The sequence below is a fragment of the Flavobacterium sp. WC2409 genome, from assembly GCF_041200085.1.
Classification (GTDB): Bacteria; Bacteroidota; Bacteroidia; order Flavobacteriales; family Flavobacteriaceae; genus Flavobacterium.
Window position 1 is genome coordinate 3,383,384 of sequence record NZ_CP165625.1, and the last position, 25,916, is coordinate 3,409,299.

A 25,916-nucleotide genomic window follows, 5' to 3' on the forward strand; every position below is an offset into this window, starting at 1 on the left:
CTTTTTTTGTTTTTATAAAGTAGCTATTGCTTTTTGAATTCTCTTAATCGTTTCGTCTTTTCCAATTACTTCAACTATATCAAATAGGTGAGGACCTTTCAGTGCGCCAACTAAGCTCAAACGGAATGGTTGCATTACTTTACCCATTCCAATTTCGTTTTTCGTCATCCAATCTTTAACAATCGTTTCTATGTTCATCGAGGTAAAATCGGTAATTTCTTCAACAACCGAAATCAATTCTTGCATTAATGCAGGAGTATCTTCCTTCCAGTTTTTTCTTGCTTTTTCATCATAGGTTGTAGGAGCCACAAAAAAGAAATCACTCATTTCCCAAAATTCAGATACAAAATGTGCTCTTTCTTTGATTAAAGAAACCACTTTTGTCACGACATTTTCATCTACTGTAAATCCTTTTTCTTTTAAAATAGGAGTGAAGGCTTTCGCCAAAGTAGGATCATCTGCCTTAATTAGATACTGGTGATTGAACCATTTGTTTTTCTCTGGATCAAATTTAGCACCCGCTTTATGTACTCTATTCAAGTCAAATTTTTCAACTAATTCTTCTAAGGAGAATAACTCTTGTTCCGTTCCATCATTCCAACCTAATAAAGCCAAGAAGTTAACAACAGCTTCAGGAAAGAATCCGTTTTCTCTATAACCAGTTGAAATACCTTCTTCTGTTTTCCATTCTAATGGAAATACTGGAAAACCTAGTTTGTCTCCATCACGCTTTGATAATTTACCGTTTCCAACAGGTTTTAAAATCAAGGGCAGGTGAGCAAACTCTGGTGCTTTCCAACCAAAAGCTCTGTATAATAAAACATGTAATGGCATAGAAGGCAACCATTCTTCTCCACGGATTACATGCGAAGTCTCCATTAAATGATCATCTACAATATTTGCCAAATGGTAGGTTGGCATTCCGTCACTTTTAAACAATACTTTATCATCCAGTAAACTAGTTTCAAATTTTACATCACCACGAATGATATCATGTAATTGTAATGTTTCATCAACCGGTGTTTTAAAACGAATTACAAAATGTTCTCCATTTGCAATTCTTTTAGCAGTTTCCTCTGCTGAAATAACTAAAGAAGTATCTAGTTTTTCTCTGTTTGTATGATTGTAAATGAATGTTTTCCCTTGTTCTTCTTCTGATTTTCTAAAAGCATCTAACGCTTCTGGAGTATCAAATGCGTAATAAGCCCAACCTGAATTGATTAATTGATCAGCGTATTCTTTATATAAATGTTTTCTTTCGCTTTGACGGTAAGGTCCAAACTTTTCGTTCTTTCCAATTGTTTCATCAGGGGCAATTCCTAACCATTCTAATGCTTCCATTATATAGGCTTCGGCACCTGGAACAAAACGATTTTGATCTGTATCTTCAATTCTTAAATAGAAAGTTCCACCATTTTTTTTGGCAAACAAATAATTAAATAAAGCAGTACGTACACCGCCAATATGTAAAGGTCCTGTTGGACTTGGTGCAAAACGCACGCGAATTGGGTTTGACATTTTTGTAAATTTTGATGCAAAGATACAATTTCAATTATTCAAATGGTTTATTTGAAATCGGGTAATTCCATCATTTTCAACTTTGCATCCTTTTAACATTTCTTTATTGACATGTAGCTATTTATTGTTTTTCATTGGTCATGTGTAGTTCACATATTATGTTTCGTACTTTGAGTACTTTTTTCTGATGTTCATTTCATATAAATTGTTACTTTTATTGGTTATATAAAACAGTTATAGATTTTGGAGAATTCAAATTTTATTTATCAAAAATTAGAAGCTTTCATTAGAAAGTTTTATTTAAATGAATTGATACGAGGAATCGTTTTCTTTATCGGTTTGGGTTTGCTGTATTTTCTATTTACTCTTTTTGTAGAATATTTTCTTTGGCTTAAGCCAATAGGAAGGATGTTTTTGTTTTGGATTTTTCTTGGAGTTGAAGGGTTTCTTTTCCTTCGCTATATTCTGTTCCCAATTTTTAAATTGTTTAAATTTCAAAAAGGGTTAGATTATAAACAAGCGTCCCAAATTATTGGTAGTCATTTTGCAAATGTTAATGATACGTTGACTAATTTTATTCAACTTTCGGATACTACATCTATAAATTCTAAATCAGAATTGTTACTCGCATCAATCGAACAAAAGGCAAATGCTTTAGAACCGATTCCTTTTAGTAATGCAATTAATTTTAATTCGAATAAAAAGTATTTGCCATTAGCCATTATTCCTGTTTTGTTATTTAGTGCTTTTTTTGTATCCGGTAATAAAAGTATTATTTCTCAAAGTTTAAATAGAGTAGTGCACTTTAATACTGCATTTTTGCCACCAGCTCCATTTCAATTTATGGTGCTGAATTCCGCTTTACAAACAGAACAGAATAAGGATTTTATTCTTAGAGTAAAAACTATTGGTTCTGTTGTTCCTGAAAATGTTATGATTTTTATAGCTAACGAAAGTTATTTTTTAGAAAAAAACGGCAACGGCGAGTTTCATTTTAAAATAGCAAATCCTAGTACGGCTATTTCTTTTCATTTAGAAGCCAACACAGTTTCGTCTCCGGATTATGAGTTAAAAGTTATAGTTGTTCCATCTATTGTTGATTTTGAAATGCAATTGAATTATCCATCTTATTTAAATAAGAAATCAGAAGTAATTCAAGGAACAGGTAATGCAATTGTACCCGAAGGAACACGTGTTGTATGGAAAATGAAGACGCTGGCTACTGAAAATGTAGTGTGGTCTAGTGATAAGGTGGAATTTCCCTTTTCAAAAGAGGAAAACAAGTTTGTTTTGTCTAAAAATATACTTCAAAATACAGATTATCAAATTATTACCTCCAATAATAGAGTAAATAATTACGAAAAATTAAATTATCAGTTATCTATAATCAAAGATCAGTTCCCTGCCATACAAGTGCATACTGCACCGGATAGTTTAAACGTGGATCGCAACTATGTTTTAGGTCAAATTTCTGATGATTATGGATTATCAAAGCTTCAGGTTGTTTATTATCCTAAATCGAATCCCATCAATGTAAAACGTGGAACAATTGCAATAAAGTCATCACCATTTGATCAGTTCGTATTTTCTTTTCCTTCTAATCTTCCAGTGGAACAAGGTGTTTCTTATGAGTATTATTTTGAAGTTTTTGATAACGATGGAGTGCATAATTTCAAAAGTTCAAAATCATCTGTTTTTTCTAATCGTGTGGCTACAGATGAAGAGCAGAAAGATCAATTTTTGCAACAGCAAAATGATAATATCAAGGGTTTAGAAAATTCATTAAAAAATCAAAGCAAGCAAATTTCGGAATTAGATAAACTTCAGAAATCGGGAAAGGAAAAAGACAAGTTTGAATTTAAAGAACAACAGGAAGTAAATGATTTTATCAAACGTCAAAAACAACAAGATGATTTGATGAAACAATTTGCTGATAAAATGGAAGACAATCTTGAGAAATTCAAATCAAAAGAAAAGGATGAGTTGAAAGAGGCTTTACAAAAGCGATTAGATAATGCCGATAAAGATTTAGAGAAAAACCAAAAATTATTAGATGAACTTAAAGATCTGAATGATAAAATTAAAAATGAAGAGTTGTTATCTAAGCTGGACAAATTCAAACAAAACAGTAAAAACCAAGTAAAAAATTTACAGCAATTGGTGGAGCTTACTAAGAAGTATTATGTAGATAAAAAGGCAGAACAGATTGCGGATAAGCTAGACAAACTTTCACAGAAGCAAGATCAATTGTCAGATAATGTAAAGGAGAATTCGTTAGATAAACAGAATGAAATTAATAAGGCATTTGACAAAATCCAAGAAGATCTGAAAGATTTAAAGAAAGACAATAAGGAGTTGAGGGCGCCACTTGATTTGCCTGATGACGCTGCCAATGAAAAGAATATTGATGATGATTTAAAGAAAGCTTCGGATGAACTGCAAAAAGACAATAAAGATAAGGCTAAGCCAAAACAAAAAAATGCGGCTAAGAACATGAAGTCTATGTCTAAGAAAATGGCGCAGAGTTTGGAGTCAAGTGAGATGGAACAATTAGATGAAGATGTAAAAATGTTGCGCCAAATTTTAGATAATTTATTGGCTTTTTCTTTGTCTCAAGAGGACTTAATGACGCAGTTTAAAAGTTTAAAAACAGGTTCTCCAGCTTTTAATAAAAAAATTAAATGGCAACAGGATTTAAAACAGCAGTTCAAGCATGTTGATGATAGTCTGTTTGCAATGTCAGTTCGTAATCCTAAAATTGCCGAAGATGTTACTCGTGAAATAGGAAATATGCAATACAATATAGATAAGTCTTTGGAGAGTTTATCTGACTCTCAAATTCCAAAAGGATTGTCCCATCAACAATACACTATTTCTGCAGCTAATAAATTAGGTGATTTTTTAAGCGATATATTAAATGGCATGCAAATGTCTTTATCAGGAATGGGTTCAGGTAAACCAAAACCGGGTGAAGGGTCAGGGATGCAATTGCCAGATATAATTAAGAAGCAAGAAGGAATAGGAGAAAAGGTCAAGGAAGGAATGGGAGCTGGAAAGAAACCTGGTGAAGACAAAGAAGGAAAGCCTGGTGAGGGTTCTAAACCAGGAAAAGGAGTTTCACAATCTGAGGAAGAAGGAGAAGGAAATGCTAAGGCAATAATGGAGATTTATAAAGAGCAACAACAACTTAGAGAGGCGCTAGAAAATGAGTTGAATAAACAAGGGCTCGGCAATCAAGGACAAAGTGTTTTAGAACAAATGAAACAAATTGAGAAGCAGTTGCTGAACAAAGGATTTAAGAATGAAACACTGCAAAAGATTCTTAATCTTAAACAGGAATTATTGAAATTAAAAACAGCCGTTCAAGAGCAGGGGGAGGAAAATAAACGCCAATCACAAACAAATAAAAAAGACTTTAATAATGAATCTAAACCGTTACCAGACGCATTGTTAGATTATTTAAATACGATAGAGATTTTAAATAGACAATCATTACCTTTGCGCTCCAATTTCAACCAAAAGGTTCAAGAATATTTTAATAAAAAATGATCAATTTTAATTACGAAAACGAGTTTAATTTAGATAATGAAGAGGCAATTGCTAGCTGGCTTTCTGCTGTAATTATTTCTGAAGGTAAAAAAGAAGGGGAGATTAATTATATCTTTTGCGATGATGAGTATTTACATAAAATAAATGTGGAATATTTAGATCATGATACATTGACTGATATTATAAGCTTTGATTACACAATAGGGAATGAGATTAGTGGAGATGTATTTATATCTGTAGAGCGTGTGCAAGACAATGCTGTTGATTTTAATGTGGCTTTCGAAGAAGAATTGAAACGTGTTTTAGTCCACGGTGTGTTGCATTATTGTGGCTATAAAGACAAAGGCGAGGATAACGAACGTTTAATGCGTTCTAAAGAAGATGAAAAAATCGCCATGTTCCACGTGGAACAGTAAATTCTAATATAGATATTCTTGGTTTTGTTTCACGTGGAACAATTCTTGTGGATTGTTTTTAGTGCGAATGTAGTTCCACGTGGAACAATGGAAGTTGTGCTTTTAGAAAAATAAAATAGTACTTAGATTTTAATACCATTCTCGACGAAGTCGAGTTAATTTATAAAGAAAATGTTTCAAGAAGAATATGATGTTATTGTAGTTGGTGCTGGGCACGCTGGGTCAGAAGCCGCTGCTGCCGCTGCAAATTTAGGTTCCAAAACTTTATTGGTAACAATGAGTTTGCAGAACATTGCTCAGATGTCTTGTAATCCCGCTATGGGCGGAATTGCCAAAGGTCAGATTGTTCGTGAGATTGATGCGCTTGGTGGTTACTCTGGAATTGTTTCAGATCGAACTGCTATTCAATTCAAGATGTTGAATAAATCCAAAGGGCCTGCAATGTGGTCGCCAAGAGTTCAAAGTGACCGTATGCGATTTGCAGAAGAATGGAGGTTGATGTTAGAAGGAACGCCAAATTTGGATTTTTACCAAGAAATGGTTCAAGGGCTAATTATCGAGGACGGTAAAATAAAAGGAGTTCGTACTTCGCTCGGAATCGAAATCAAAGCGAAATCAGTTGTATTGACAAATGGAACTTTTTTGAATGGTTTAATTCATGTTGGCGAAAAACAATTTGGTGGTGGTAGAGCAGGGGAAAGTGCTGCTTATGGAATCACCGAAGATTTGATAAAAGTAGGTTTTGAATCCGGTAGGATGAAAACTGGGACACCTCCTCGTGTTGATGGACGTTCTCTTGATTTTACCAAAATGAATGAAGAAAAGGGGGATGCGAAACCAGACAAGTTTTCATATTCGGATATAACTTCACCATTGGTTCATCAAAGATCTTGTCACATGACATATACATCTCTGGAAGTTCATGATATTTTACGTGAAGGCTTCGATCGTTCTCCTATGTTTAATGGTCGTATAAAAAGTCTAGGACCTAGATATTGTCCTTCTATTGAAGATAAGATAAATCGTTTTGCCGATAAAGAAAGACATCAGCTATTTATAGAGCCCGAAGGTTGGAAAACCTGTGAGGTTTATGTAAATGGTTTTTCTACTTCACTTCCTGCCGATATTCAATTCAAAGCCATGCGTTCTGTTGTGGGTTTTGAGAAAGTACAGTTCTTGCGTCCGGGTTATGCAATCGAGTACGATTATTTTCCTCCTACACAATTAAAACATACCTTAGAAACTAAGTTGGTAGAAGGGTTGTATTTTGCGGGACAAATTAATGGAACTACAGGATATGAAGAAGCCGCCTCTCAAGGATTGATGGCTGGAATCAATGCGCATTTAAAAGTGCATGAAAAAGCGCCATTGATTTTAAAGCGTGATGAAGCTTATATTGGAGTATTAATTGATGATCTAATTACTAAAGGTACTGAAGAGCCGTATCGAATGTTTACCTCGCGCGCTGAGTATAGAACGTTGTTGCGTCAAGACAATGCCGATTTTAGGTTGACACCGATGTCGCACGAAATTGGCTTGGCTTCTGAGGCACGTTTACGCAGAATGGAGCACAAATTGAAAGAGTCAGAAAAAATGGTTGCTTTCTTCCGAGAATCTAGTATTACAATGGCAGAAGCAAATCCAATTTTAGAATCAAAAGAAACTGCATTGATTTCGCAAGGAGATAAAATGTTTAAAATTTTCTCACGTCCTCAAATCGATTTAGAGGATATGATGAAATTTGAAAAAGTAAAAACATATGTTTCCGAGAATGATGTGGATCAAGAAATATTAGAACAAGCCGAAATTCAAGTGAAGTATTCTGGTTACATAGAAAAGGAACGCAACAATGCGGATAAGCTAACTCGTTTAGAAGATGTGAAAATCCCAGAAGATTTTGATTATCATAAAATCAAATCCATGTCTATTGAAGCAAAGCAAAAGTTAACTAAGATACGTCCAGTAACTATTTCTCAAGCGTCAAGAATAAGTGGAGTTTCGCCAAGTGATATTTCGGTCTTGTTGATTTACATGGGGAGATAAGATTTTAGATTGCTGTAGTATTATTAGCGATTTCTGAGTTTTAGATCTGCAATCTAAAATCGTTAATCTACAATCTAAATTCATTTTGTTCCACGTGAAACTATTGCTGAAACCCTTGTTATTATTGAATAGTTTTAAAAATAAATAAAACACAACCCTAAAAGCATTTCTGTGCTTTTGGGGTTTGGTTTGAAAAAGTATAAATAGTATATAATTTAATAAATGGACATTTCTAATAAAAAACATTTCCTTACCGTAAAAGACCATTCCGTTTCAAAAGAAATTTTCGAATTATACTATGATGAAAATCTGGATATGTTAGTAACACATCCGCAACCTAGTTTAGACGTTTTAGGTAAGTATTATGAAAGTGAAGATTATATTTCTCATACGGATGGGAAACGTTCTTTATTTGAGAAAGCCTATCATTTTGTAAAAAGCATCGCTTTAAAAAACAAACTAGATTTAATCAATTCACTTCAACCAGCTAAAGGACGCATTTTAGATATTGGTGCAGGTACAGGTGATTTTTTATCGGTGGCCAAACAAAATGGTTGGGAAACAATAGGAGTCGAGCCAAGTGAAAAAGCAAAAGCTATAGCAAGTAAAAAAGGAGTTGCTTTTGTGGAAGAAACAAGAACTCTAGAAAATCAATCTTTTGATGTGATTACGATGTGGCATGTGTTGGAACATGTACCCGATTTAGATTTTCAAATAAAAGAATTGAAACGGTTATTAAAACCCACAGGATCTTTAATTATTGCAGTACCGAATTTTAAATCATTCGACGCAAAACATTATGGCGCGTTTTGGGCAGCATATGATGTACCGATTCATTTTTGGCATTTTTCTAAAAAAGCAATAAAATTACTTTTTGAAAAAGAAAACATACAATTGGAAAAAGTACTTCCTATGAAGTTTGATTCATTTTATGTGAGTCTACTTTCAGAAAAATATAAATCCGGAAAAATGAATTTTATAAAAGCATCTTTTGTTGGTTTATGGTCCAACTGGAAAGCAAAAGGTAGTTTTGAATATTCATCCCATATTTATGTGCTAAAAAACAACTAAAATCGATTTTAATATAGTTTTAAGACTCGATTGTTGTTTCAGACGTATGTTTTGTTGGCTATTTTTAGATTTAAGCTTATTTTAACGCTATTAAAGCCGTTTTTTATAATTACAAATTATACTTTTGTTTTTTTTAATAGTAAAATCTAATAGTATAAATAAACTCGTAAAATCTAAACTTTTTTAGGTTACTATCTATTTTTTTATATTTTTGTCGTACACACATTAAATTACAAATAAACCAAAATGAAAAAAGTATTATTAATTATTGCAATTTCTATTTCAGTTGTTGCTTGTAACAAAACTGCAGAAGTTAAAGAAGTAAAAACAGCTTATGTAGATACTTCAGTATTAATGAAAGAATATACAGAAGCAAAAGATCTTGAAGCTAAATATAAAGCACAGTCTGCTGAAAAAGGAAGACAGCTAGAAGCAGAGATTAATCGTTTCAAACAAGAAGCTGCCAATTTTCAATCTCAAGCGCAAGCGAATGGGCAAGAATGGGCACAAAAAAAAGGTGCTGAATTGCAAAAAAGAGAACAACAATTAGGGTATGCACAACAAGCTTTATCGCAACAATTGCAACAAGATAGTAGTGTTGAAATGGATACTTTAGTAAGTGGTGTTAAAAAATTCATCAAAGCATATGGTAAAGAAAAAGGGTACAGCTACATTTATGGTACTGGTGATGCTGCTTCTATTTTGTATGCTGAAGAGAAATATGACATTACAAAAGATATTGTTAAAGCATTAAATGACAAATACAAATCAGCTGCCAAAGCAGATGAAAAAGTAGAAGTTAAAGCTGATGCTAAAACAGAAACTAAAAAATAATTTTATTTTTAATTCGATTGAAGCCTTCATTCTTTTATTAGAATGAAGGTTTTTTTTTGTTACGAATTGTATCTTTTGTTTTTTATTTTATAATCTTAAAAAAAGGTACATTTACTTTGTTTTAATTCGGTTGATTATACCGAAACTATTTTCCGTTTTTAATTTATACGCCTAATGCAAACCATTTCCGAAGCTGCCTCTTACACGCTGCAATTTATCAATCAAACTCAACGATCTGTTTTTCTGACCGGGAAAGCAGGAACAGGTAAAACCACTTTGCTTCGTGAAATTATAGCAACGACCCATAAGAATACGGTGGTGGTTGCACCTACAGGAATTGCGGCTTTAAACGCTGGCGGTGTTACAATTCACTCCATGTTTCAATTGCCTTTTGGAGGTTTTATTCCTTCTTTTAATGTCGATTCTCAATTTACGGATACAGTTAAATTTGAGTCCAAAGACACCTTGCGGAGGCATTTTAAAATGAGTGGATTGAAGAAATCCGTAATTCGTAATATGGAATTGCTGGTAATTGATGAAGTGAGTATGCTTCGCGCTGATTTATTGGATGCGATGGATTATATGATGCAAACGGTTCGCAAGAAAACAACCCCTTTTGGTGGTGTGCAAGTTTTGTTTATTGGAGATTTATTACAATTACCACCGGTTATTCGCGATGAAGAATGGAAAACGTTGCGTGCTTACTACCAAGGAAAATTCTTTTTTCATTCGCATGTTGTGCAACAAAGTCCACCTCTGTATATCGAATTATCGAAAATATACCGCCAAACAGATACGGGTTTTATTTCGGTTTTAAATAATTTAAGAAATAACCAAATTTCTACTGAAGACATTGAGTTGCTCAATAAATACGTGAAACCTGATTTTGATCTCAAAGAAAACAAAGGCTATATCACATTAACTACACATAATGCCAAGGCGGATACCATGAATGCGCAAGCATTAGAAGATTTAAAAGGAGAATTAATTAATTATAAAGCGGATATAGTAGGTGATTTCCCTGAAAAATTATTTCCAATTGAAGAACGTTTGCTACTTAAAGTAGGAGCACAAGTCATGTTTGTGAAAAATGATTTATCCTTTGATAAAAATTACTTCAACGGAAAAATGGGGATTATCAAGTCCCTTTCGAGCCAAGAAATTAGAATTCATTTTCCAGAGGAAGACAAAACCATTGAAGTCGAAAAATACGAATGGCAAAACATTCGCTATAAAGTAGATCCTGTTACTAAGGAAATAGAAGAGGAGGTTTTAGGAACTTTTGTTCATTATCCTATTAAATTGGCGTGGGCGATTACGGTTCATAAAAGCCAGGGATTAACTTTTGACAAAGCAGCGATTGATGTTTCGCAAGTTTTTATGCCTGGACAAGCGTATGTGGCTCTTTCGCGTTTACGCTCCTTAGAAGGCCTTGTTTTACTTTCTCCGTTGCGGATGAACGGAATTTCAAATGACCAAGATGTGATGAACTATGCACTGAACAAAGCCTCAGAAGAGGTGTTGAAAAATTCGCTGCATTTTGAAACTAAAAACTTTATTCATAATTACTTGATTAACAGTTTTGACTGGTCAGATCTGGCACAAGAATGGCGCAATCACAAGTACAGTTATTCGGAAAAATCCGAAAGTTCCGAGAAATCCAAACATACCATTTGGGCAACCAAGCAAATGAATGCTATTGATGCACTTTTGGATCCATCCAAAAAATTCATCATACAGCTCAATAAAATTTTCAATAACGAAACAGTCGATTTAATTCATGTTTCTGAAAGAATTCAAGCTGCTTTTGATTATTTCTTCAAACCCATGGATGAGTTGGTTTTTGAGATCTTGTGGAAGCTAGAAGAGGTAAAACGCATCAAGAAAGTGAAAGCTTTTTTTGATGAATTAATTGTTTTAGAAGAGTTGCAGACGAAAGCGGTCTTGCGTTTGATGAAAGCCAAATTGTTAATTGAAACCGTAGTTGCTGGAGAAACTATTTCGAAAGAGAAACTAACTTCAGACGAAATAAAAAAATACATTCCGAGGAAAAAAGAGGCAATCGAAAATCAATTTAAGAAAGTGCATATTACTTTGATTGAAGATGAAAAAGATGTAGAGCGTTATTCGGCAAAGAAAAAATCAGAAAATAAAGCACCGAAGAAATCAACTGTCGAGGAAACCTATGAGTTGTGGCTGGCTAAAAATTCAATTCAGGATATAGCAACCATTCGTAAACTGACCACTCAAACTATCGAAAGCCATCTAGTAAAACTAATACAATCTAAAAAAGTAAAAGTAAATGACATTCTACCTAATGATAAAATAACTGAATTGAGTGAAGCCTTCAAGCATTACAAAGAAGAATCACTAACAGGAATGAAAGAGCAGTTTGGTGATAAGTATTCTTGGGACGAACTGAGAATGTTCAAAGCCAGTTTAAATTAAGAAATTTTAGGTTTTCAATTGGGTCAGTAATCTAATAAAAAAACCTCTAAAAGCGCATTTGCCTTTGGAGGTTTTTAAATAGTGAAATGTATTTTTTATAAAGATTCAATCAGCAACCAAGCTTCAGGATTGTCTTTTTCTTGAATTTCTTTTTTTGCTTTTTCTGCTTCAGCATACGTAGCATAACTACCATAAAGCACTGGAAAAAGACCGTATTTATTAGGAGCAATTCTTCTCGCTTTGTATCCTAGATTAGATAAACGATTGAATATTTTGTCTGCATTTTTTTCTTCTCTAAAAGCTCCAGCCACCACATGATATGGTAATTTTCTTTCTTTTACAGCAAGTGTTACAGCTGGTAAAGGGCTTTTGATGAAGAAAGTAGCTTCTTGAATTTTGTTTTGTACTTGTTTTTGAACAGCAGTTTCAACTAAAACGGTTTGTGTCGCAATTTGATTTTGATAAACAGAATAGCCAACAGTTCCAGTTAAACCCAATCCTAAAACGAAAATTGCGGCGTATTTTAAGAACGAACTTTCTTTTCTTTCTTCTGGTTCAAATGAGATTACTTTTCCAGTTTCTAAAGATTCTAATTTTTGTTCGAAAATTTCTCTTTTTACAACTGGAGAAACAAATGAACTTAAACCGAAAGAACTAGTTAAGTAATTCGTTTGATCGAAAGGTTTAAATATCAAATTATTATCGGCATTCAATGAAACATCTCCAATGTTTTTTAGTGAGAAAGTTCCGTTTTGCTCTAATGTTTTTTTCCAATTCACAACTGCATACTGAATAGCACTTACGGCATAGTCGTAAGATGTTTTTTCGGCTTGAGCAATATGATTAGCAAGCAAGCCATCGTTATTTTTTAAATTAGCGTTGAAAGAAATCATTTTTTTAGGAGGAAAAAATGAATTAGCACTTTCAACCCACTGAGCTGATTGAATTTCAGTCAAAAATGCACCGAAACCAGGAACGGTAACACATTGATAACGATATAAAAGCTGGGCTATGTAAGATTCGATGTTCATACTTACAAAGTTATACAATGAAAACAGCTATCAAAATTTTATTCACAATTTTTATTAACAATTGAGATAATAATTTTATACTTTTCAGCAACAATTAATTAGCATGACGGAACAGGATTTATTTTATTTATTAGCCTTACAAAGAGTAGAGGGAGTTGGCGATATTATGGCCAAAAAATTGATCACCCATTGTGGTAGTGCCGAAGCTGTTTTTACAACAAAAACTGCTGCAATTGCAGCTATTGACGGCGTGGGTTCGATGTTGTTGAAAAACCTAAAGGACAAGTTAGTTTTTGAAAAAGCTAGTCAAGAACTGGAGTTTATAAAAACGAATGGTATTAAAGGCCTTTATTTCCAAGACGAAGCATATCCTGAGCGCTTGAAACAGTGTATTGATGGACCACTTTTATTATTTACTTCTGGGAATATCAATCTAAAAAACCGTAAAATAATCAGTATTGTGGGAACCCGCCAAATTACGTCGTATGGAACGGAGTTTTGTAGAAAACTGATTGAAGATTTAGCTCCTCTAGATCCCATCATTGTAAGTGGTTTTGCTTATGGCGTGGATATCGTGGCGCATCAACTGGCGATAGAATATAATTTACAAACCATTGGTGTAGTAGCACACGGTTTGAATCAAATATATCCCAAAACGCATAAAAAATATGTCGCCAAAGTAGAAGAGAACGGTGGTTTTATGACTGAGTTTTGGAGTTCCTCGAATCCCGACAAAGAAAATTTTGTTCGAAGAAACAGGATTGTTGCAGGAATGTCTGAGGCTACAATTGTAATTGAATCAGCGGATCGTGGTGGTTCCTTGATTACGGCTAACATGGCTAATGATTACAATCGCGATGTTTTTGCAGTCCCGGGTCGCGTAACGGACAAATACAGTCAAGGCTGTAATAACTTGATAAAAACTCAAAAAGCCAATGTACTCACCAGTGCTGCCGATGTAGTTTACATCCTCAATTGGGACATTCAAAAAGAAATAAAACCCGTTCAGAAACAATTGTTTGTTACTCTAGATGAGGACGAACAAAAAGTCTATGATTACCTTTTAAAAACAGGAAAAGAACTAATGGATATTATCGCTTTGCGATGTGATTTTCCTATTTACAGGATTTCAGGACTGCTCTTGAACATGGAATTGAAAGGTGTTGTAAGACCGTTACCAGGGAAATTGTTTGAAGCAATTTAAAATCTAAAACCCTTCCTAGTTTTGAATAGAAAGGGTTTTTTATACTGTTTTCAAAAACTAAAGCACTTCAAAGCCTAATTTTTCTCTAACACGAGATAACACTCCATTAGCCACAACGGTTGCTTTCTCAGCACCAATTTTCAGTAAAGCATCTACTTCTGGTAAGTTATTGATATAGTAATTGTATTTTTCTCTTTCGGTTTTGAACGTTTCCGTTATCAGTTCAAACAAGGCTTGTTTGGCATGACCATAACCATAATTCCCACCTAAATAATTGGCTCTCATTGTTGCTAGTTGCTCTTCATTAGCCAATAAAGAATAAATAGCAAAAGCATTACAAGTATCTGGATTTTTAGGATCTTCTAGTGGCGTACTATCTGTTTCAATGCTCATGACTTGCTTGCGCAACGCCTTATCATCTAAGAATATATTGATAATGTTATTGGCCGATTTGCTCATTTTTCCACCATTGGTTCCAGGAATTAGCATGCTGTCCTCTTGGATTTTAGCTTCAGGAATAACAAAGGTTTCTCCCATTTGGTGATTGAAACGAGAGGCTACATCACGGGTAATTTCTAAATGTTGCAATTGGTCTTTTCCTACGGGAACTAGTTGGGCATCATATAATAAAATATCGGCAGCCATCAACATCGGGTAGGAGAACAATCCTGCATTTACGTCTTCCAGTCGGTCTGCTTTATCTTTGAATGAATGCGCTAATGTCAATCTTTGAAAAGGAAAGAAACAGCTCAAATACCAAGATAATTCTGCCGTTTGTGGCACATCAGATTGTCTGTAGAAAACTACTTTATTCACATCTAGTCCACAAGCCAGCCAAGCTGCAGCGGTACTGTAAGTATTAGCTCTTAAAGTTGCTCCGTCTTTTATTTGTGTAATGGAATGCAAGTCGGCAATAAAAAGAAAAGATTCATTTTTTGGATCATTCGATAATTGAATTGCAGGAATGATTGCTCCTAGTAAATTGCCTAAATGTGGTGTTCCTGTACTTTGAACTCCGGTAAGTATTTTTGCCATTGTAATTTTTTTCTGAACCGCAAAGTTCGTAAAGATTTTTGCAAAGCGCGCAAGGTTTTCTGTTTTTATACTATTAAATAGTTCCCAAATTTAATTGTTTTTAATAAAAGTATCATTTGATTCCTTATTTTTGAACTCATGAAAGGAATAAAAATTATTTTTTGGACACTTTGGCGTATTTGGTTTTATGTCCTTATGGCAATCCCCATATTGATTATGTTTCCTTTTTTAGTAGCTTCTATTCTTTCTGAAAAAGGCTATCCTTATTTCTTTAAAATGGCCAGAATTTGGGCCAAATTCATTCTGTACGGGATGGGTTTTTATTATAAAATTGACAAAAATCAAAAGTTAGAAACCGATAAAAGCTATATGATTGTTGCCAATCATACTTCAATGGTTGATATTATGTTAATGCTGGCAGTAATTAAAAATCCGTTTGTTTTTGTGGGTAAGCAAGAATTGGCTAAGATTCCATTATTTGGATTTTTCTATAAAAGAACTTGTATTTTAGTAGATCGAGGTTGTTCAAAAAGCCGAATGGAAGTTTTCAATCAGGCTCAAAAAAGAATTAATAGAGGATTAAGCGTATGTATTTTTCCAGAAGGTGGAGTTCCAAATGATGAATCGATTGTTTTGGATACGTTTAAAGATGGGGCATTCCGGTTAGCTATTGAACATCAAATTCCTATTGTACCGATTACTTTTGGAGATAATAAAAAAAGATTTTCTTATACTTTTTTCAGTGGAAGCCCAGGTATAATGAGAGTTAAAATTCATTCTCAAGTGGATACGATTAGTAAAACAGGAACAGATAGAAAAGCAATTCGTGAAAACGTTCGAGATATTGTTTACGCTCAATTAATGACTTTTAATGCTAATTAAAAGGTATAGCTAATTCCAGAATACAACCCAATAAAAACAGGTTTATAGTTATCGGAATTGTTTGAATAGGTATTCAATTGATACTTGACCATGGGTTCAACATTAATTTGAAATGATTTTATAAATTGGTACTTAAATCCCATCCCAACATTAGTACTAAAGTGAATTGGGTTTAAATTATTAGCTTCTCCTAATTTTAAATTAATAGTATTAGACACTAATGATATTTTATTTTGATTTAAAAATAAAGTACTAATTCCTCCAATAACAGTAATGCCAAATTTTTTATTTATGAGTGCATAGGAAAGCTCCAAAGGCACTTCATAGTATCCCATTTTTTGATTGATTGCGCCTGTATTTGTATTTTGGTAGCTTCTTTCAAGGGTGGCTAGCGTATTGAGTTCCGATTCGTTTTTAATTTCAATCGATTCATTGGAAGTGTAATTAATGTTAGTCAAATTATGAGCTATCAAACTTGATGAATAGATTACATCATTAGTATTATATCCCAATATAAGCTTATTAACACCTGTTCTTACGGTTAATTTTTTTGAAACAGCATAATTCACCCCTATTCCAAAACTAAGGCTGTTATCGGCTGTTTTTTGGTTTTCTGAAAATTGTGGATCAATCGATGATCCGCTTGAATTTGAATTCAAATAGACTGCGGCAACATTGGGAACGATTTGCCATTTATCCAAATTAGTAAGAACGACTGTCGATTTTTTTTCCTCCTTCTTTTTTAGAATTGCTTCTAATTCGTTTTGTGTTTCTGGAATAATTTCTGTTGAATTTATAGCATCAGTTGTTGCAACTTTAGTGTCAGAGTTCTTTACTGATTTGATATTTCCACTGATTTCATTCCCAGTATTTTTTGGCGTATTTGTATTTATAAAAGGGTTTCCTTCAACAGTAAACTGATCTGAAATTATTTTGTTAGTATTAGAAGCTACTGATTTTAACGATGAATTATTTTTTGATTTATAAAGCGAAGTATCATTTTGATTTTTCTTCTGTTCAGTACTGGTTTCTGAGGAAATAAAAGTTGTATTTTCTTTTTCATGATTTCTAACAGTTTTTGGGTTAGTTATTACGATTTGTTGCTTATTTTTTATGAGAAAAGGGATATTCTTATTTTCTTTTTTTGTTGCAATTGAATCTTTGTTTTCGGTTGTATTTTTTGAGTCTAAAACAATAGTTTTTTTATTTTCCGTGTTTGTATTGAAAACCATATTTAAGGTAAAAAGACCCAGAATAAAAGCAGCAGCAATTCCTGAAAACTGCACCCAAAACGGGATTATTTTTCTTTCTTTTTCCTTTAATTCGGCCTCTATATTGAGCCAAACTTGTTTATTTGGCTCTGCTTCAAAATCTTTGAATTTTTCTTGAAACAATCGGTCTATGTTTTTTTTATCGTTCATTTTGCCAATGACTTTATTTCGATTCTAGTATAAGCTTCAATTTTTTCTTTTAAAATAAGCCTTGCCCTTGAAAGATTAGATTTTGTGGTTCCAGTTGTTATTTTTAGTATTTCTGAAATTTCTTTATGGGAATAACCATCAAGAACATAGAGGCTGAAAACGAGTCGGTACTGATCTGGTAATTCTTGGATGATTTTCATCAAATATTCAATGGGTACATTTTCATCATCAATTTCAACTTCATCGTCAGGAATGTTTTCATTAATCACTTCCATATATCGTATTCCTTTGAATTTTTGAAGTGCATTGTTGATCATTATTCTTTTCGCCCAACCTTCAAAGGATCCCTTACCACTAAACTGGTCTATTTTTCTAAAGATTATCAAAAAACCATCTTGTAAATTATCTTGAGCATCCGCATAATTACTGGAATACTTCAAGCATACCCCAAAAAACTTTTTAGCAAACAATTCATACAATTGTTCCTGAGCTTTAGGGTAATTTTTTTTACAATCATTAATGATTTGATCTAATCCCACAGGTTTTTTCTAGTTGTTAGTTGACTACAGGAACTTCTACTTCTTCATATAGGTCTGCACCAGCAGTATCTTTTCCTTTATAAAACTTAAAGATATAGGATCCAGTATTAGTTACATAAAAATTAAAAGAAACTTCAGATAATGCAGGGATTTCTGTGGTACATATTTCATTGTTTTTTACAGCGGTCTGAATAGCTATTGTTCTTACATTTAAATCTTTGTTATAATAAATTCCTTGAAAAATGTGACAGGCAGTGGGTTTTTGATATTTTAGTTTTATTTCATAAGTCTCCCCAAGCTTAAAATTCTCAGGTAGAGTATAACTATTAACGGGTAGTACTTCGTAGTTATAAGTATCTTGATTACCATTATCAAGGCTACATCCTGTTACAGTGGTAATTAACAGGATAAATAACGCAAACTTTTTCATTTTTTTACTATTTTTTAAATTTATAACAGACACATTCACTAGATAAGGATGAGCTTGTTTTTAATAGATAATAAATTTTGAAAAAGGTTGCGTATAGAAATAAAAAAACCCGAAAATTTTCGGGTTTTAGTTTTTTATGCTTCTGCTAATTCTTTTATTCTAGCTTTAATTTTTACTTCGAGTTCATCAGCTAATTCTGGATTGTCTTTTATTAAAGACTTAACAGCGTCACGCCCTTGTCCTAATTTGGTTTCGCCATAACTAAACCAAGAACCTGCTTTTTTGATGATTTCAAATTCAACAGCTAAATCTAAGATTTCTCCTGTTTTTGAAATTCCTTCACCATACATGATATCAAATTCAGCAATTTTGAAAGGTGGTGCAACTTTATTTTTCACCACTTTTACTTTAGTTCTGTTTCCAAGAACATTATCACCGTCTTTAATTTGAGTTGAACGACGGATGTCTAAACGTACCGAAGCATAAAACTTCAATGCATTTCCTCCCGTTGTAGTCTCTGGATTTCCAAACATTACTCCAATTTTCTCTCTCAACTGGTTGATGAAAAATACAGTACAGTTTGTTTTGCTAATTGTTCCTGTTAATTTTCTTAAAGCTTGAGACATTAAACGGGCATGAAGACCCATTTTAGAATCTCCCATTTCACCTTCAATCTCACTTTTTGGTGTCAATGCAGCAACCGAGTCAATTACAACAATATCAATAGCGCCTGAACGAATCAAGTTCTCTGCAATTTCTAACGCTTGTTCTCCATTGTCTGGTTGAGAAATGATTAAGTTTTCGATATCTACTCCTAATTTCTCCGCATAATTTCTATCAAATGCGTGTTCAGCATCAATAAATGCGGCAATTCCACCTGCTTTTTGTGCTTCAGCAATGGCGTGAAGCGTCAAAGTAGTTTTTCCAGATGATTCTGGACCGTATATTTCTATAATTCTTCCTCTTGGATATCCACCAACTCCTAATGCTAAATCGATTCCTAAAGATCCAGAAGAAATGCTTTCCACTTCTACTATCGCTTTATCCCCCATTTTCATTACAGTTCCTTTTCCGTATGTTTTATCTAATTTGTCAAGCGTCAATTGTAGCGCTTTTAATTTTGCTTCTTTCTCTGTACTCATCTTCTCTTTTACCTTTTCTTTCATTTGTATTATTTTATCGCTCTAAGAAATTTGGAGAACCTGTTAGATTGCTACAATTTTCATTTTTTTAAATTTTTATGCTCGTAAAAATACTTCTTTTTTTAATTAAATTTTTCACTTTCAAGAAGTAAATACAGTTTTTACATGAACAAGGCTTTTAACTCTGTTGCATCTTCTGGTTTTATTTTTCCTGCCAAAAGTAAACTCAGTTGCTTGCGTCTTAAAGCAGCATCAAAACGTTGTTTTTCCAGCTCAGTCTCGGGGATTATTTGTGGCACTTCTACAGGTCTTCCAGTGTCATCCACCGCGACAAAAGTATATATGGCTTCATTAGCTTTGGTTTTGTTTCCAGATTCTCTGTCTTCTACCCAAATATCAATATAAATTTCCATAGAACTTTTGAACGATCTAGATACTTTGGCCTCAACCGTAACCACACTTCCTAATGGAATGGCTCTGTTAAAAGCCACATGATTTACCGATGCTGTTACTACAATTCTTCTAGAATGTCTGCGCGCAGCAATGCTGGCAGCACGATCCATTCGAGCCAATAGCTCACCACCAAAAAGATTATTCAAAGGATTTGTTTCACTTGGTAAAACCAAATCGGTCAATGTTGTTAAAGATTCTGAAGGATGTTTAGGTGTCATATTTTTTTATAAATGTAAATAGTGTTTTTTAATTTTTAATTCAACCAATATACTGCCATTATAGCTGGGATGAAATAAATAACAATGGTTCTGGCTCCATCATAATCTTTAGCCAATCGTTGTCCAAAAAGCAACATTATTAATGTAATACAAGAAAAAACAGCGCCATAGAACCCAAATAAACGGCCGTTGTTTATTAATAATTCGATACATCCTACAATGCATAAAATTCCTGAAATTAATTCTAATATCAGAATGTTTAATAAGGCTAAAGGCACGTGGTTTTTTAGTTGTGTTTTTGCAAAATGTTCTTTTAACCAATCTACATTATCTTTCCAATAAAAGAGTTTGTCATACCCAGATTGAATAAATGAAATTGCAAGAAAAACTAAAATTAAAATAGAAGCAGCGTTGTTCATATTGTTATTTTTTATGGATTAAGCGGGTAAGTTTAATAGATAAATCGGTTAATATAATTTTTGCATTTCCGTTGCGTTCCACGTGATACATGGCATCCGAAAGTTCCTTGAAAATATCATGAATGTTATTGCCATTGACAAATGGAGCAAAATTCTCGAGTTTAAATTTATCAACTTTGGGCTCAAAATAAACCAAATTAGGCGTTTCATAGTTAATCAATAAAGCCTGACGGAACATTTCGATACAAAACTCAAGAAATTTCTTTTGGGTTTCTCTTCCTAAACCGGCTATTTTTTCACTCCAAAGAATTAAATCTTGAATAGCAGCGGCATTTCCTTTTGCTTTAAATGCAGCTCGTACCCAGGTAACAAACCATTGTTCAAATGGAAATTCATCATTGTCATCACGTAATAAATGTAAGGCAAGATTATAATTGCCTTGTGCTTGATGGGCAATTTTTGCAGCTAATTTTGGGTCTACTTGTTCACGAGAAACTAAGGCTTCTGCTATTATAGGTTCGCTTAAACCGTTAAAATGCAAAATCTGGCATCGAGAACGTATGGTTTGAATGATATCTTCTTCGTTTTCAGAAATTAAAATGAATACTGTTTTTTCTGGTGGCTCCTCTAGTAATTTCAATAGTTTATTAGAGGCTGCAATATTTAATTTATCGGCCATCCAAACAATCATAATTTTATAACCGCCTTCGTATGATTTTAAAGACAACGATTTTAAAATTTCTTGAGCGTCATCAACTCTTATTTCTCCTTGTTTGTTTTGAACTCCCAAAACAGCATACCAATCGAAAAGACCTCCGTAAGGATTTTGCAAAACAAATTGTCTCCAGTCCGCAATAAAATCAAGGCTTTTTGGGCTTTTCTTTACTGCATCTGTGGTTACAGTAGGATAAGCAAAGTGTAAATCAGGATGGGATATTTTTTGGAATTTCAGATTGCAAGATTCATTAGAACCGCAGTTCTCCCCATTTTGATTGTTGCATAAAATGTATTGTGCATAAGCAATCGCCATAGGTAAAGTACCACTTCCTTCTGGACCAACAAATAATTGTGCATGAGGTATTCTACCAGAATCAGCACTTTTTGTCAGATGGTTTTTAATGTGTTCTTGTCCTAAGATTTGAGAAAATTGCATAAAGCAAAGATAGAAGAAATTGGGTTAGTCAAAAATTTTAAAGAAGCAAAGTTTTAATTCTCAAAATTGAGGAAAAGCTTGTTTAAAATTAGGTCTAATTTTACTTTCTATCAATGGGATCCTTTTAGAAATGAATGTGTTTACCGCAATTATTGCAGTTTTCACCGCAATAATTAGAATTTGTACGATTAGAACCCTAGATTTGAGTGGATAAGTAGTATTCATGAAAAAAACGATTTCTTTTTACGCATTGCATTTTAGTCTATGTCTTGCATTCATGGTTTTGCCCTATGCATTTACTTCATCGGGAACCGTTTTAAGCTTGCCAGATTTGGTAAGTAATGGTCATGATAGAATTTATTTTCTTATTTATTTTTTGTTGCTTATTTTCTTTTACCTCAATTATTATTATTTGATCCCTAAGGTTTATTTTTCAAATAAACTGATTTTATACTTTTCAATAATTATCTTTTTTTTAGTTTTTTTTCTTTTTATTTCTAAATTTTTTGACCATCCAGAACGTAACTTTCTTGATTTCGGGCAGGGAATTCATCCTAAAGATGGTTTTCTGCCACCAAAATATATGGGGACGCCGCCTTTGATGGAGGGCGGGCCACCTACTCAATATGGCCATACGATTTTAGTCTATTTGATTGGTGTAATTTCCAGTTTGTTATTTGCGATTAATATTCGTTTACAAAAAGTAGAAAAAGATAAAATGAAATCGGAATTGTCTTTTTTGAAAGCACAAATTAACCCCCATTTTTTGTTTAATACCTTGAACAGTATTTATGCTTTAGCTATTAAAAAAGATGATAAAACGGCTGATGCTGTTGTGCAATTATCAGAACTCATGCGTTACATAATTACAAATGCAAATGATGATGTAATTGCTTTGGACAAGGAAATAAACTACATCAATAACTTTATTCAACTCCAAAAAACGCGTTTAGGTAATACCGTACAGGTTGATTATTCAATCGAAGGAAATACATATGGAAAATGTGTTACACCACTTATCTTGATTTCATTTATAGAAAATGCTTTTAAACATGGTGTTAATCCAAATGAAGACTCACAGATTGCTATACAAATTACTATTATTAATGATTATTTGACTTTATTTGTTTCCAATAATAAAGTACAATCAAAAAAATCAGACAGTGGCATTGGATTGCAAAATACAATAGAAAGATTGTCCCTTTTGTACCCTAATAATCATGTTTTGACAATTGATGATAACCTCAAAAAATATAGTGTAACTTTAACTATCAAAGTAGGATGATTAAAGCCATTGCTCTTGATGACGAACCTTTAGCACTCGATATATTGCAAAGTTTTTGCAACGATATTGAGTATATTGATTTGCAAAAAACATTTGCAAAATCGGAAGATGCTTTTAAATATTTAAAAAAGTATCCAGTTGATTTATTGTTTTTAGATATCAATATGCCGTCCATTTCGGGGATTGATTTTTATAAAAAGTTACCAAATAAAGTGATGGTAATTTTTACAACTGCTCATTCTGAATATGCAGTCGAAGGATTTACTTTAAGTGCTACTGATTATATTTTGAAACCTTTTTCTTTTCCAAGATTCGAACAAGCGGTTGAAAAAGCATACTCACAATGGAAATTGCAAAATCAAGATCCTGAAAAACTATATCTTTTTATTCGGGCTGATTACAGTTTAAATAAAATTCTTATTTCTGATATTTTATATGTAGAAGGATTAGACGATTACTTGAAAATTCACTTAGAAAATCAAAAGACAATTGTGGCCAGAATGACTTTGAAAGCACTACTCCAAAAATTGCCTGTACCTGAATTTATAAGAGTGCACCGTTCTTATATTGTCCCTATTTCTAAAATTGAAAAAGTAAGAAATAAGATAATTTACATCAATCAGGAGGAAATTCCTGTAAGTGCCAGTTATGAATTGGCTTTTTTTACTGCAATTCATAAGGAATAAAAAATCATTTTAAAAGAATAAAACTATTACATTATTGTATTTTATGTTAGTTTACCTCATAAAATCATGCTGTTACCTCATAAATTTCAGGGATTCTTTCCATTTAAATACTTTTATTGAAAACAACAATAAAATCATTTAGAGATGGAAAGAAAGCAATTTTTAAAAGGATTGGGATTTGCAGGTTTAGGCGCTTTGACTATTCCAGTAATCAAAGCTTGTAGCAGTAATAATACTAATGCATCAACATCTGACACAACCCAAGCAACCGATACTAGCGGATCAACTTCTACAAGTAGTTGTTCTGTTACTTCATCTGAAACAGCAGGGCCGTTTCCTACAAAATCACCTTCTTCATTGGTTGCTACAAACATTGTTAGTGATAGAACTGGCATTGGATTTACAATCAACATAACAATCAACAATACAAATGCCAGTTGTGCTGCTTTGGCTGGAGCAATTGTAGACATTTGGCATTGTGATAAGGATGGGTATTATTCAGAATATGGAGGAACAGGAATGCAATCAGCTGACTTTACTTCGGTTCATTTTTTAAGAGGAAGACAAACCACAAACGCAAATGGTAAAGTTAGTTTTACTTCTGTTTTCCCAGGATGGTATAGCGGTAGAGCTACACACATACATGTCCATGTTTATAACTCTTCAGGAACTTCTTTACTAGTTACTCAAATTGCGTTTCCTGAAGGGTCAAATAGCGCCGTAGTTTTGGTAAATACTTCATCTGCCAATGGCTATACAAAAGGGATGTCAGGTTATACATATAACAGTTCTGATAATGTTTTTTCGGATGGAGTGGCCAATGAATTGTCAACAGTTACAGGAAGTGTTGCTGAAGGTTTTGTGCTTGAGCATGCTATAAATGTTGCTGGTTAAAATGAAGGAACAAAGTCAAGCTCAAATATACAAATCGGAATTAAGAGGACTTTTAATTTCAGATGGGGATAATTGTCTGTCTACTTTCAATTTTGGTACTTATTATGATGACTTTAGAAAACCGTTTGGCTTATTACACGTTTTAAATGAAGAAATTCTTTTGCCTCAACATTGTTCTAAAACAAGTATAGAAACGGATACTGAAATAATTATTTTACCATTATTTGGAGGTGTTGAATACAAAGACAGTCTAGGAAACGAGGATTTCATTAGAGTCGAACAAATAAGGAGTTTTTCTGCTGAAAAAGGAATGTCATTTGAGCTTTTTAATCCTTATGGAGTGGAGAATGTTAGTTATTTACAAATTTGGATTAAGTCCGGAAAACAGGATTCAAAAACTGGGTTCAAACAATTTGATTTTGATTTGAACAAAAAAAACCAATTGATTTCATTATTCAAAACTGCAAATAGTTTTGGTTTTATTGGAAATTATGAAGGTAGGATCGAAGGACTTTATCAGTTGAAAAACAAATCAAATGGCGTTTTCATTTTTGTGATTAGTGGCGCATTCGAAATTGATAATCGATTGTTGGAATCCAGAGACGGATTGCATTTGCTAAAAACAGATTTTTTTGAATGGGAAGCATTATCCGAAAATGCTCTTTTTTTGCTGTTAGAAATACCATTAGATAAAGAACTGATTTATGAATAATATTAAAATCCGATTAGCCTATCGATTGGTAATTGACAGCGCTTCGACTTTTATCTGGGACAAATATGTTCATGAAGATACTTTCAAGGAATATTTCATGCAACATCAACAATTCAATTCTAAGGAAAATCCTAAAAATACCTTTCGGGAGTTGCTTTCAGAAAATGAAAAAGCCAATCAATTGCATTATTTAGTTGGGATTGCAGCTAGCAATTATGTAGACCAGCTCAAAGGGAACTTTCATCGGGTTACTGATGTATTGGGAAATCAATATTTCCCTTTTACAAATTATCAATTGGATATCATTAATACAGATTGCACTGACATCGTAAAGCACAAAATAGGCATAACGTTTTATTCTCCTGTTTTGGCGTATTTAGGCATGGTTGAGAAAAACTATTTGGTTTCAAAAAACAGTACTGACTGCAATGAATTTGACACGATTATGTTTCCAGCGCAACCTAATTTAGCTATTTGTTTTTACAAAGAAGAGTAAAAAAAACAGGTATCTACACTTGATAAAGTCTTTCTTA

The 25,916-nt window shown here is 33.2% G+C and carries 23 protein-coding genes; 13 read left to right on the forward strand and 10 right to left on the reverse strand.

Annotated elements, in window-relative coordinates; genetic code table 11:
• Positions 1 to 12: 12 nt before the first annotated feature.
• Positions 13 to 1,518, reverse strand: a complete 1,506-nt coding sequence (gltX, locus tag AB3G34_RS14455) for a glutamate--tRNA ligase (protein WP_369752865.1) — start codon at positions 1,516 to 1,518, stop codon at positions 13 to 15.
• Between the two features lie 243 nt (positions 1,519 to 1,761).
• Between gltX and AB3G34_RS14460 the strand changes: the two genes are divergently transcribed.
• From AB3G34_RS14460 to AB3G34_RS14485, 6 genes are all read left to right on the forward strand, one after another.
• A complete protein-coding gene (locus tag AB3G34_RS14460) occupies positions 1,762 to 5,067 on the forward strand; it encodes a hypothetical protein (protein ID WP_369752866.1) in 3,306 nt (1,101 codons plus the stop codon).
• Positions 5,064 to 5,483, forward strand: coding sequence for an rRNA maturation RNase YbeY (gene ybeY / locus AB3G34_RS14465; protein WP_369752867.1), 420 nt, complete (start codon positions 5,064 to 5,066; stop codon positions 5,481 to 5,483). The genes AB3G34_RS14460 and ybeY overlap by 4 nt, the downstream gene beginning before the upstream one ends.
• Before the next feature lie 171 nt (positions 5,484 to 5,654).
• Positions 5,655 to 7,526 (forward strand): tRNA uridine-5-carboxymethylaminomethyl(34) synthesis enzyme MnmG, encoded by a 1,872-nt coding sequence (gene mnmG / locus AB3G34_RS14470; RefSeq protein WP_369752868.1) that lies wholly within the window; start codon positions 5,655 to 5,657, stop codon positions 7,524 to 7,526.
• Between the two features lie 222 nt (positions 7,527 to 7,748).
• Positions 7,749 to 8,597 carry a class I SAM-dependent methyltransferase gene (locus tag AB3G34_RS14475; protein ID WP_369752869.1) on the forward strand — a complete coding sequence of 283 codons (849 nt, stop codon included), beginning with the start codon at positions 7,749 to 7,751 and terminating at the stop codon, positions 8,595 to 8,597.
• A 246-nt stretch (positions 8,598 to 8,843) separates the two neighbouring features.
• Complete coding sequence (locus tag AB3G34_RS14480; protein WP_367772765.1) at positions 8,844 to 9,431, forward strand: OmpH family outer membrane protein; 588 nt, start codon at positions 8,844 to 8,846, stop codon at positions 9,429 to 9,431.
• Between the two features lie 174 nt (positions 9,432 to 9,605).
• The gene (locus AB3G34_RS14485) at positions 9,606 to 11,879 is read left to right on the forward strand and encodes a helix-turn-helix domain-containing protein (RefSeq protein WP_369752870.1); all 2,274 of its coding nucleotides are present in this window, start codon (positions 9,606 to 9,608) and stop codon (positions 11,877 to 11,879) included.
• 95 nt (positions 11,880 to 11,974) lie between these two features.
• Here the strand turns inward: AB3G34_RS14485 and AB3G34_RS14490 are convergent, their stop codons facing one another.
• Complete coding sequence (locus tag AB3G34_RS14490) at positions 11,975 to 12,910, reverse strand: SPOR domain-containing protein (RefSeq protein WP_369752871.1); 936 nt, start codon at positions 12,908 to 12,910, stop codon at positions 11,975 to 11,977.
• A gap of 103 nt (positions 12,911 to 13,013) precedes the next feature.
• Between AB3G34_RS14490 and dprA the strand changes: the two genes are divergently transcribed.
• Complete coding sequence (gene dprA / locus AB3G34_RS14495; RefSeq protein ID WP_367772771.1) at positions 13,014 to 14,114, forward strand: DNA-processing protein DprA; 1,101 nt, start codon at positions 13,014 to 13,016, stop codon at positions 14,112 to 14,114.
• Positions 14,115 to 14,171: 57 nt separating this feature from the next.
• On the opposite strand, the gene trpS is transcribed toward dprA, so the two are convergent.
• Positions 14,172 to 15,149, reverse strand: a complete 978-nt coding sequence (gene trpS / locus AB3G34_RS14500) for a tryptophan--tRNA ligase (protein ID WP_369752872.1) — start codon at positions 15,147 to 15,149, stop codon at positions 14,172 to 14,174.
• 138 nt (positions 15,150 to 15,287) lie between these two features.
• Between trpS and AB3G34_RS14505 the strand changes: the two genes are divergently transcribed.
• On the forward strand, positions 15,288 to 16,031 hold the full coding sequence (locus AB3G34_RS14505; protein ID WP_367772775.1) for a lysophospholipid acyltransferase family protein: 744 nt from the start codon (positions 15,288 to 15,290) through the stop codon (positions 16,029 to 16,031).
• On the opposite strand, the gene AB3G34_RS14510 is transcribed toward AB3G34_RS14505, so the two are convergent.
• The 7 genes from AB3G34_RS14510 to AB3G34_RS14540 all read right to left on the reverse strand — a co-directional run bounded on the left by AB3G34_RS14510 (position 16,028) and on the right by AB3G34_RS14540 (position 21,806).
• The gene (locus AB3G34_RS14510) at positions 16,028 to 17,452 is read right to left on the reverse strand and encodes a hypothetical protein (protein ID WP_369752873.1); all 1,425 of its coding nucleotides are present in this window, start codon (positions 17,450 to 17,452) and stop codon (positions 16,028 to 16,030) included. The two genes, AB3G34_RS14505 and AB3G34_RS14510, sit on opposite strands and share 4 nt — an antisense overlap.
• Positions 17,449 to 17,991, reverse strand: coding sequence for an RNA polymerase sigma factor (locus AB3G34_RS14515; protein WP_367772779.1), 543 nt, complete (start codon positions 17,989 to 17,991; stop codon positions 17,449 to 17,451). The genes AB3G34_RS14510 and AB3G34_RS14515 overlap by 4 nt, the downstream gene beginning before the upstream one ends.
• Positions 17,992 to 18,007: 16 nt before the next feature.
• Positions 18,008 to 18,421, reverse strand: a complete 414-nt coding sequence (locus AB3G34_RS14520; protein ID WP_367772781.1) for a hypothetical protein — start codon at positions 18,419 to 18,421, stop codon at positions 18,008 to 18,010.
• Positions 18,422 to 18,555: 134 nt separating this feature from the next.
• Positions 18,556 to 19,563, reverse strand: coding sequence for a recombinase RecA (recA, locus tag AB3G34_RS14525; RefSeq protein WP_367774081.1), 1,008 nt, complete (start codon positions 19,561 to 19,563; stop codon positions 18,556 to 18,558).
• Between the two features lie 161 nt (positions 19,564 to 19,724).
• On the reverse strand, positions 19,725 to 20,234 hold the full coding sequence (locus AB3G34_RS14530; protein WP_367756245.1) for an acyl-CoA thioesterase: 510 nt from the start codon (positions 20,232 to 20,234) through the stop codon (positions 19,725 to 19,727).
• Between the two features lie 35 nt (positions 20,235 to 20,269).
• Positions 20,270 to 20,653, reverse strand: coding sequence for a DoxX family membrane protein (locus tag AB3G34_RS14535; protein ID WP_367756247.1), 384 nt, complete (start codon positions 20,651 to 20,653; stop codon positions 20,270 to 20,272).
• 4 nt (positions 20,654 to 20,657) lie between these two features.
• The gene (locus AB3G34_RS14540; RefSeq protein WP_369752874.1) at positions 20,658 to 21,806 is read right to left on the reverse strand and encodes an ATP-binding protein; all 1,149 of its coding nucleotides are present in this window, start codon (positions 21,804 to 21,806) and stop codon (positions 20,658 to 20,660) included.
• A gap of 223 nt (positions 21,807 to 22,029) precedes the next feature.
• Here AB3G34_RS14540 and AB3G34_RS14545 point away from each other — a divergent pair, with 223 nt between their 5' ends.
• From AB3G34_RS14545 to AB3G34_RS14565, 5 genes are all read left to right on the forward strand, one after another.
• Positions 22,030 to 23,091: a sensor histidine kinase gene (locus tag AB3G34_RS14545; RefSeq protein ID WP_367772787.1), complete on the forward strand. Its 1,062-nt coding sequence runs from the start codon at positions 22,030 to 22,032 to the stop codon at positions 23,089 to 23,091.
• Positions 23,088 to 23,777, forward strand: coding sequence for a LytR/AlgR family response regulator transcription factor (locus AB3G34_RS14550; RefSeq protein ID WP_367772789.1), 690 nt, complete (start codon positions 23,088 to 23,090; stop codon positions 23,775 to 23,777). The genes AB3G34_RS14545 and AB3G34_RS14550 overlap by 4 nt, the downstream gene beginning before the upstream one ends.
• Positions 23,778 to 23,921: 144 nt before the next feature.
• On the forward strand, positions 23,922 to 24,671 hold the full coding sequence (locus tag AB3G34_RS14555) for an intradiol ring-cleavage dioxygenase (protein WP_367772791.1): 750 nt from the start codon (positions 23,922 to 23,924) through the stop codon (positions 24,669 to 24,671).
• Position 24,672: 1 nt separating this feature from the next.
• Positions 24,673 to 25,383, forward strand: coding sequence for a pirin family protein (locus AB3G34_RS14560; protein WP_369752875.1), 711 nt, complete (start codon positions 24,673 to 24,675; stop codon positions 25,381 to 25,383).
• Entirely contained in the window at positions 25,376 to 25,879 is a 504-nt protein-coding gene (locus AB3G34_RS14565; RefSeq protein ID WP_367772795.1) for a hypothetical protein, read from the forward strand. Before AB3G34_RS14560 ends, AB3G34_RS14565 begins: the two co-directional genes overlap by 8 nt.
• The last annotated feature ends 37 nt before the right edge of the window (positions 25,880 to 25,916 follow it).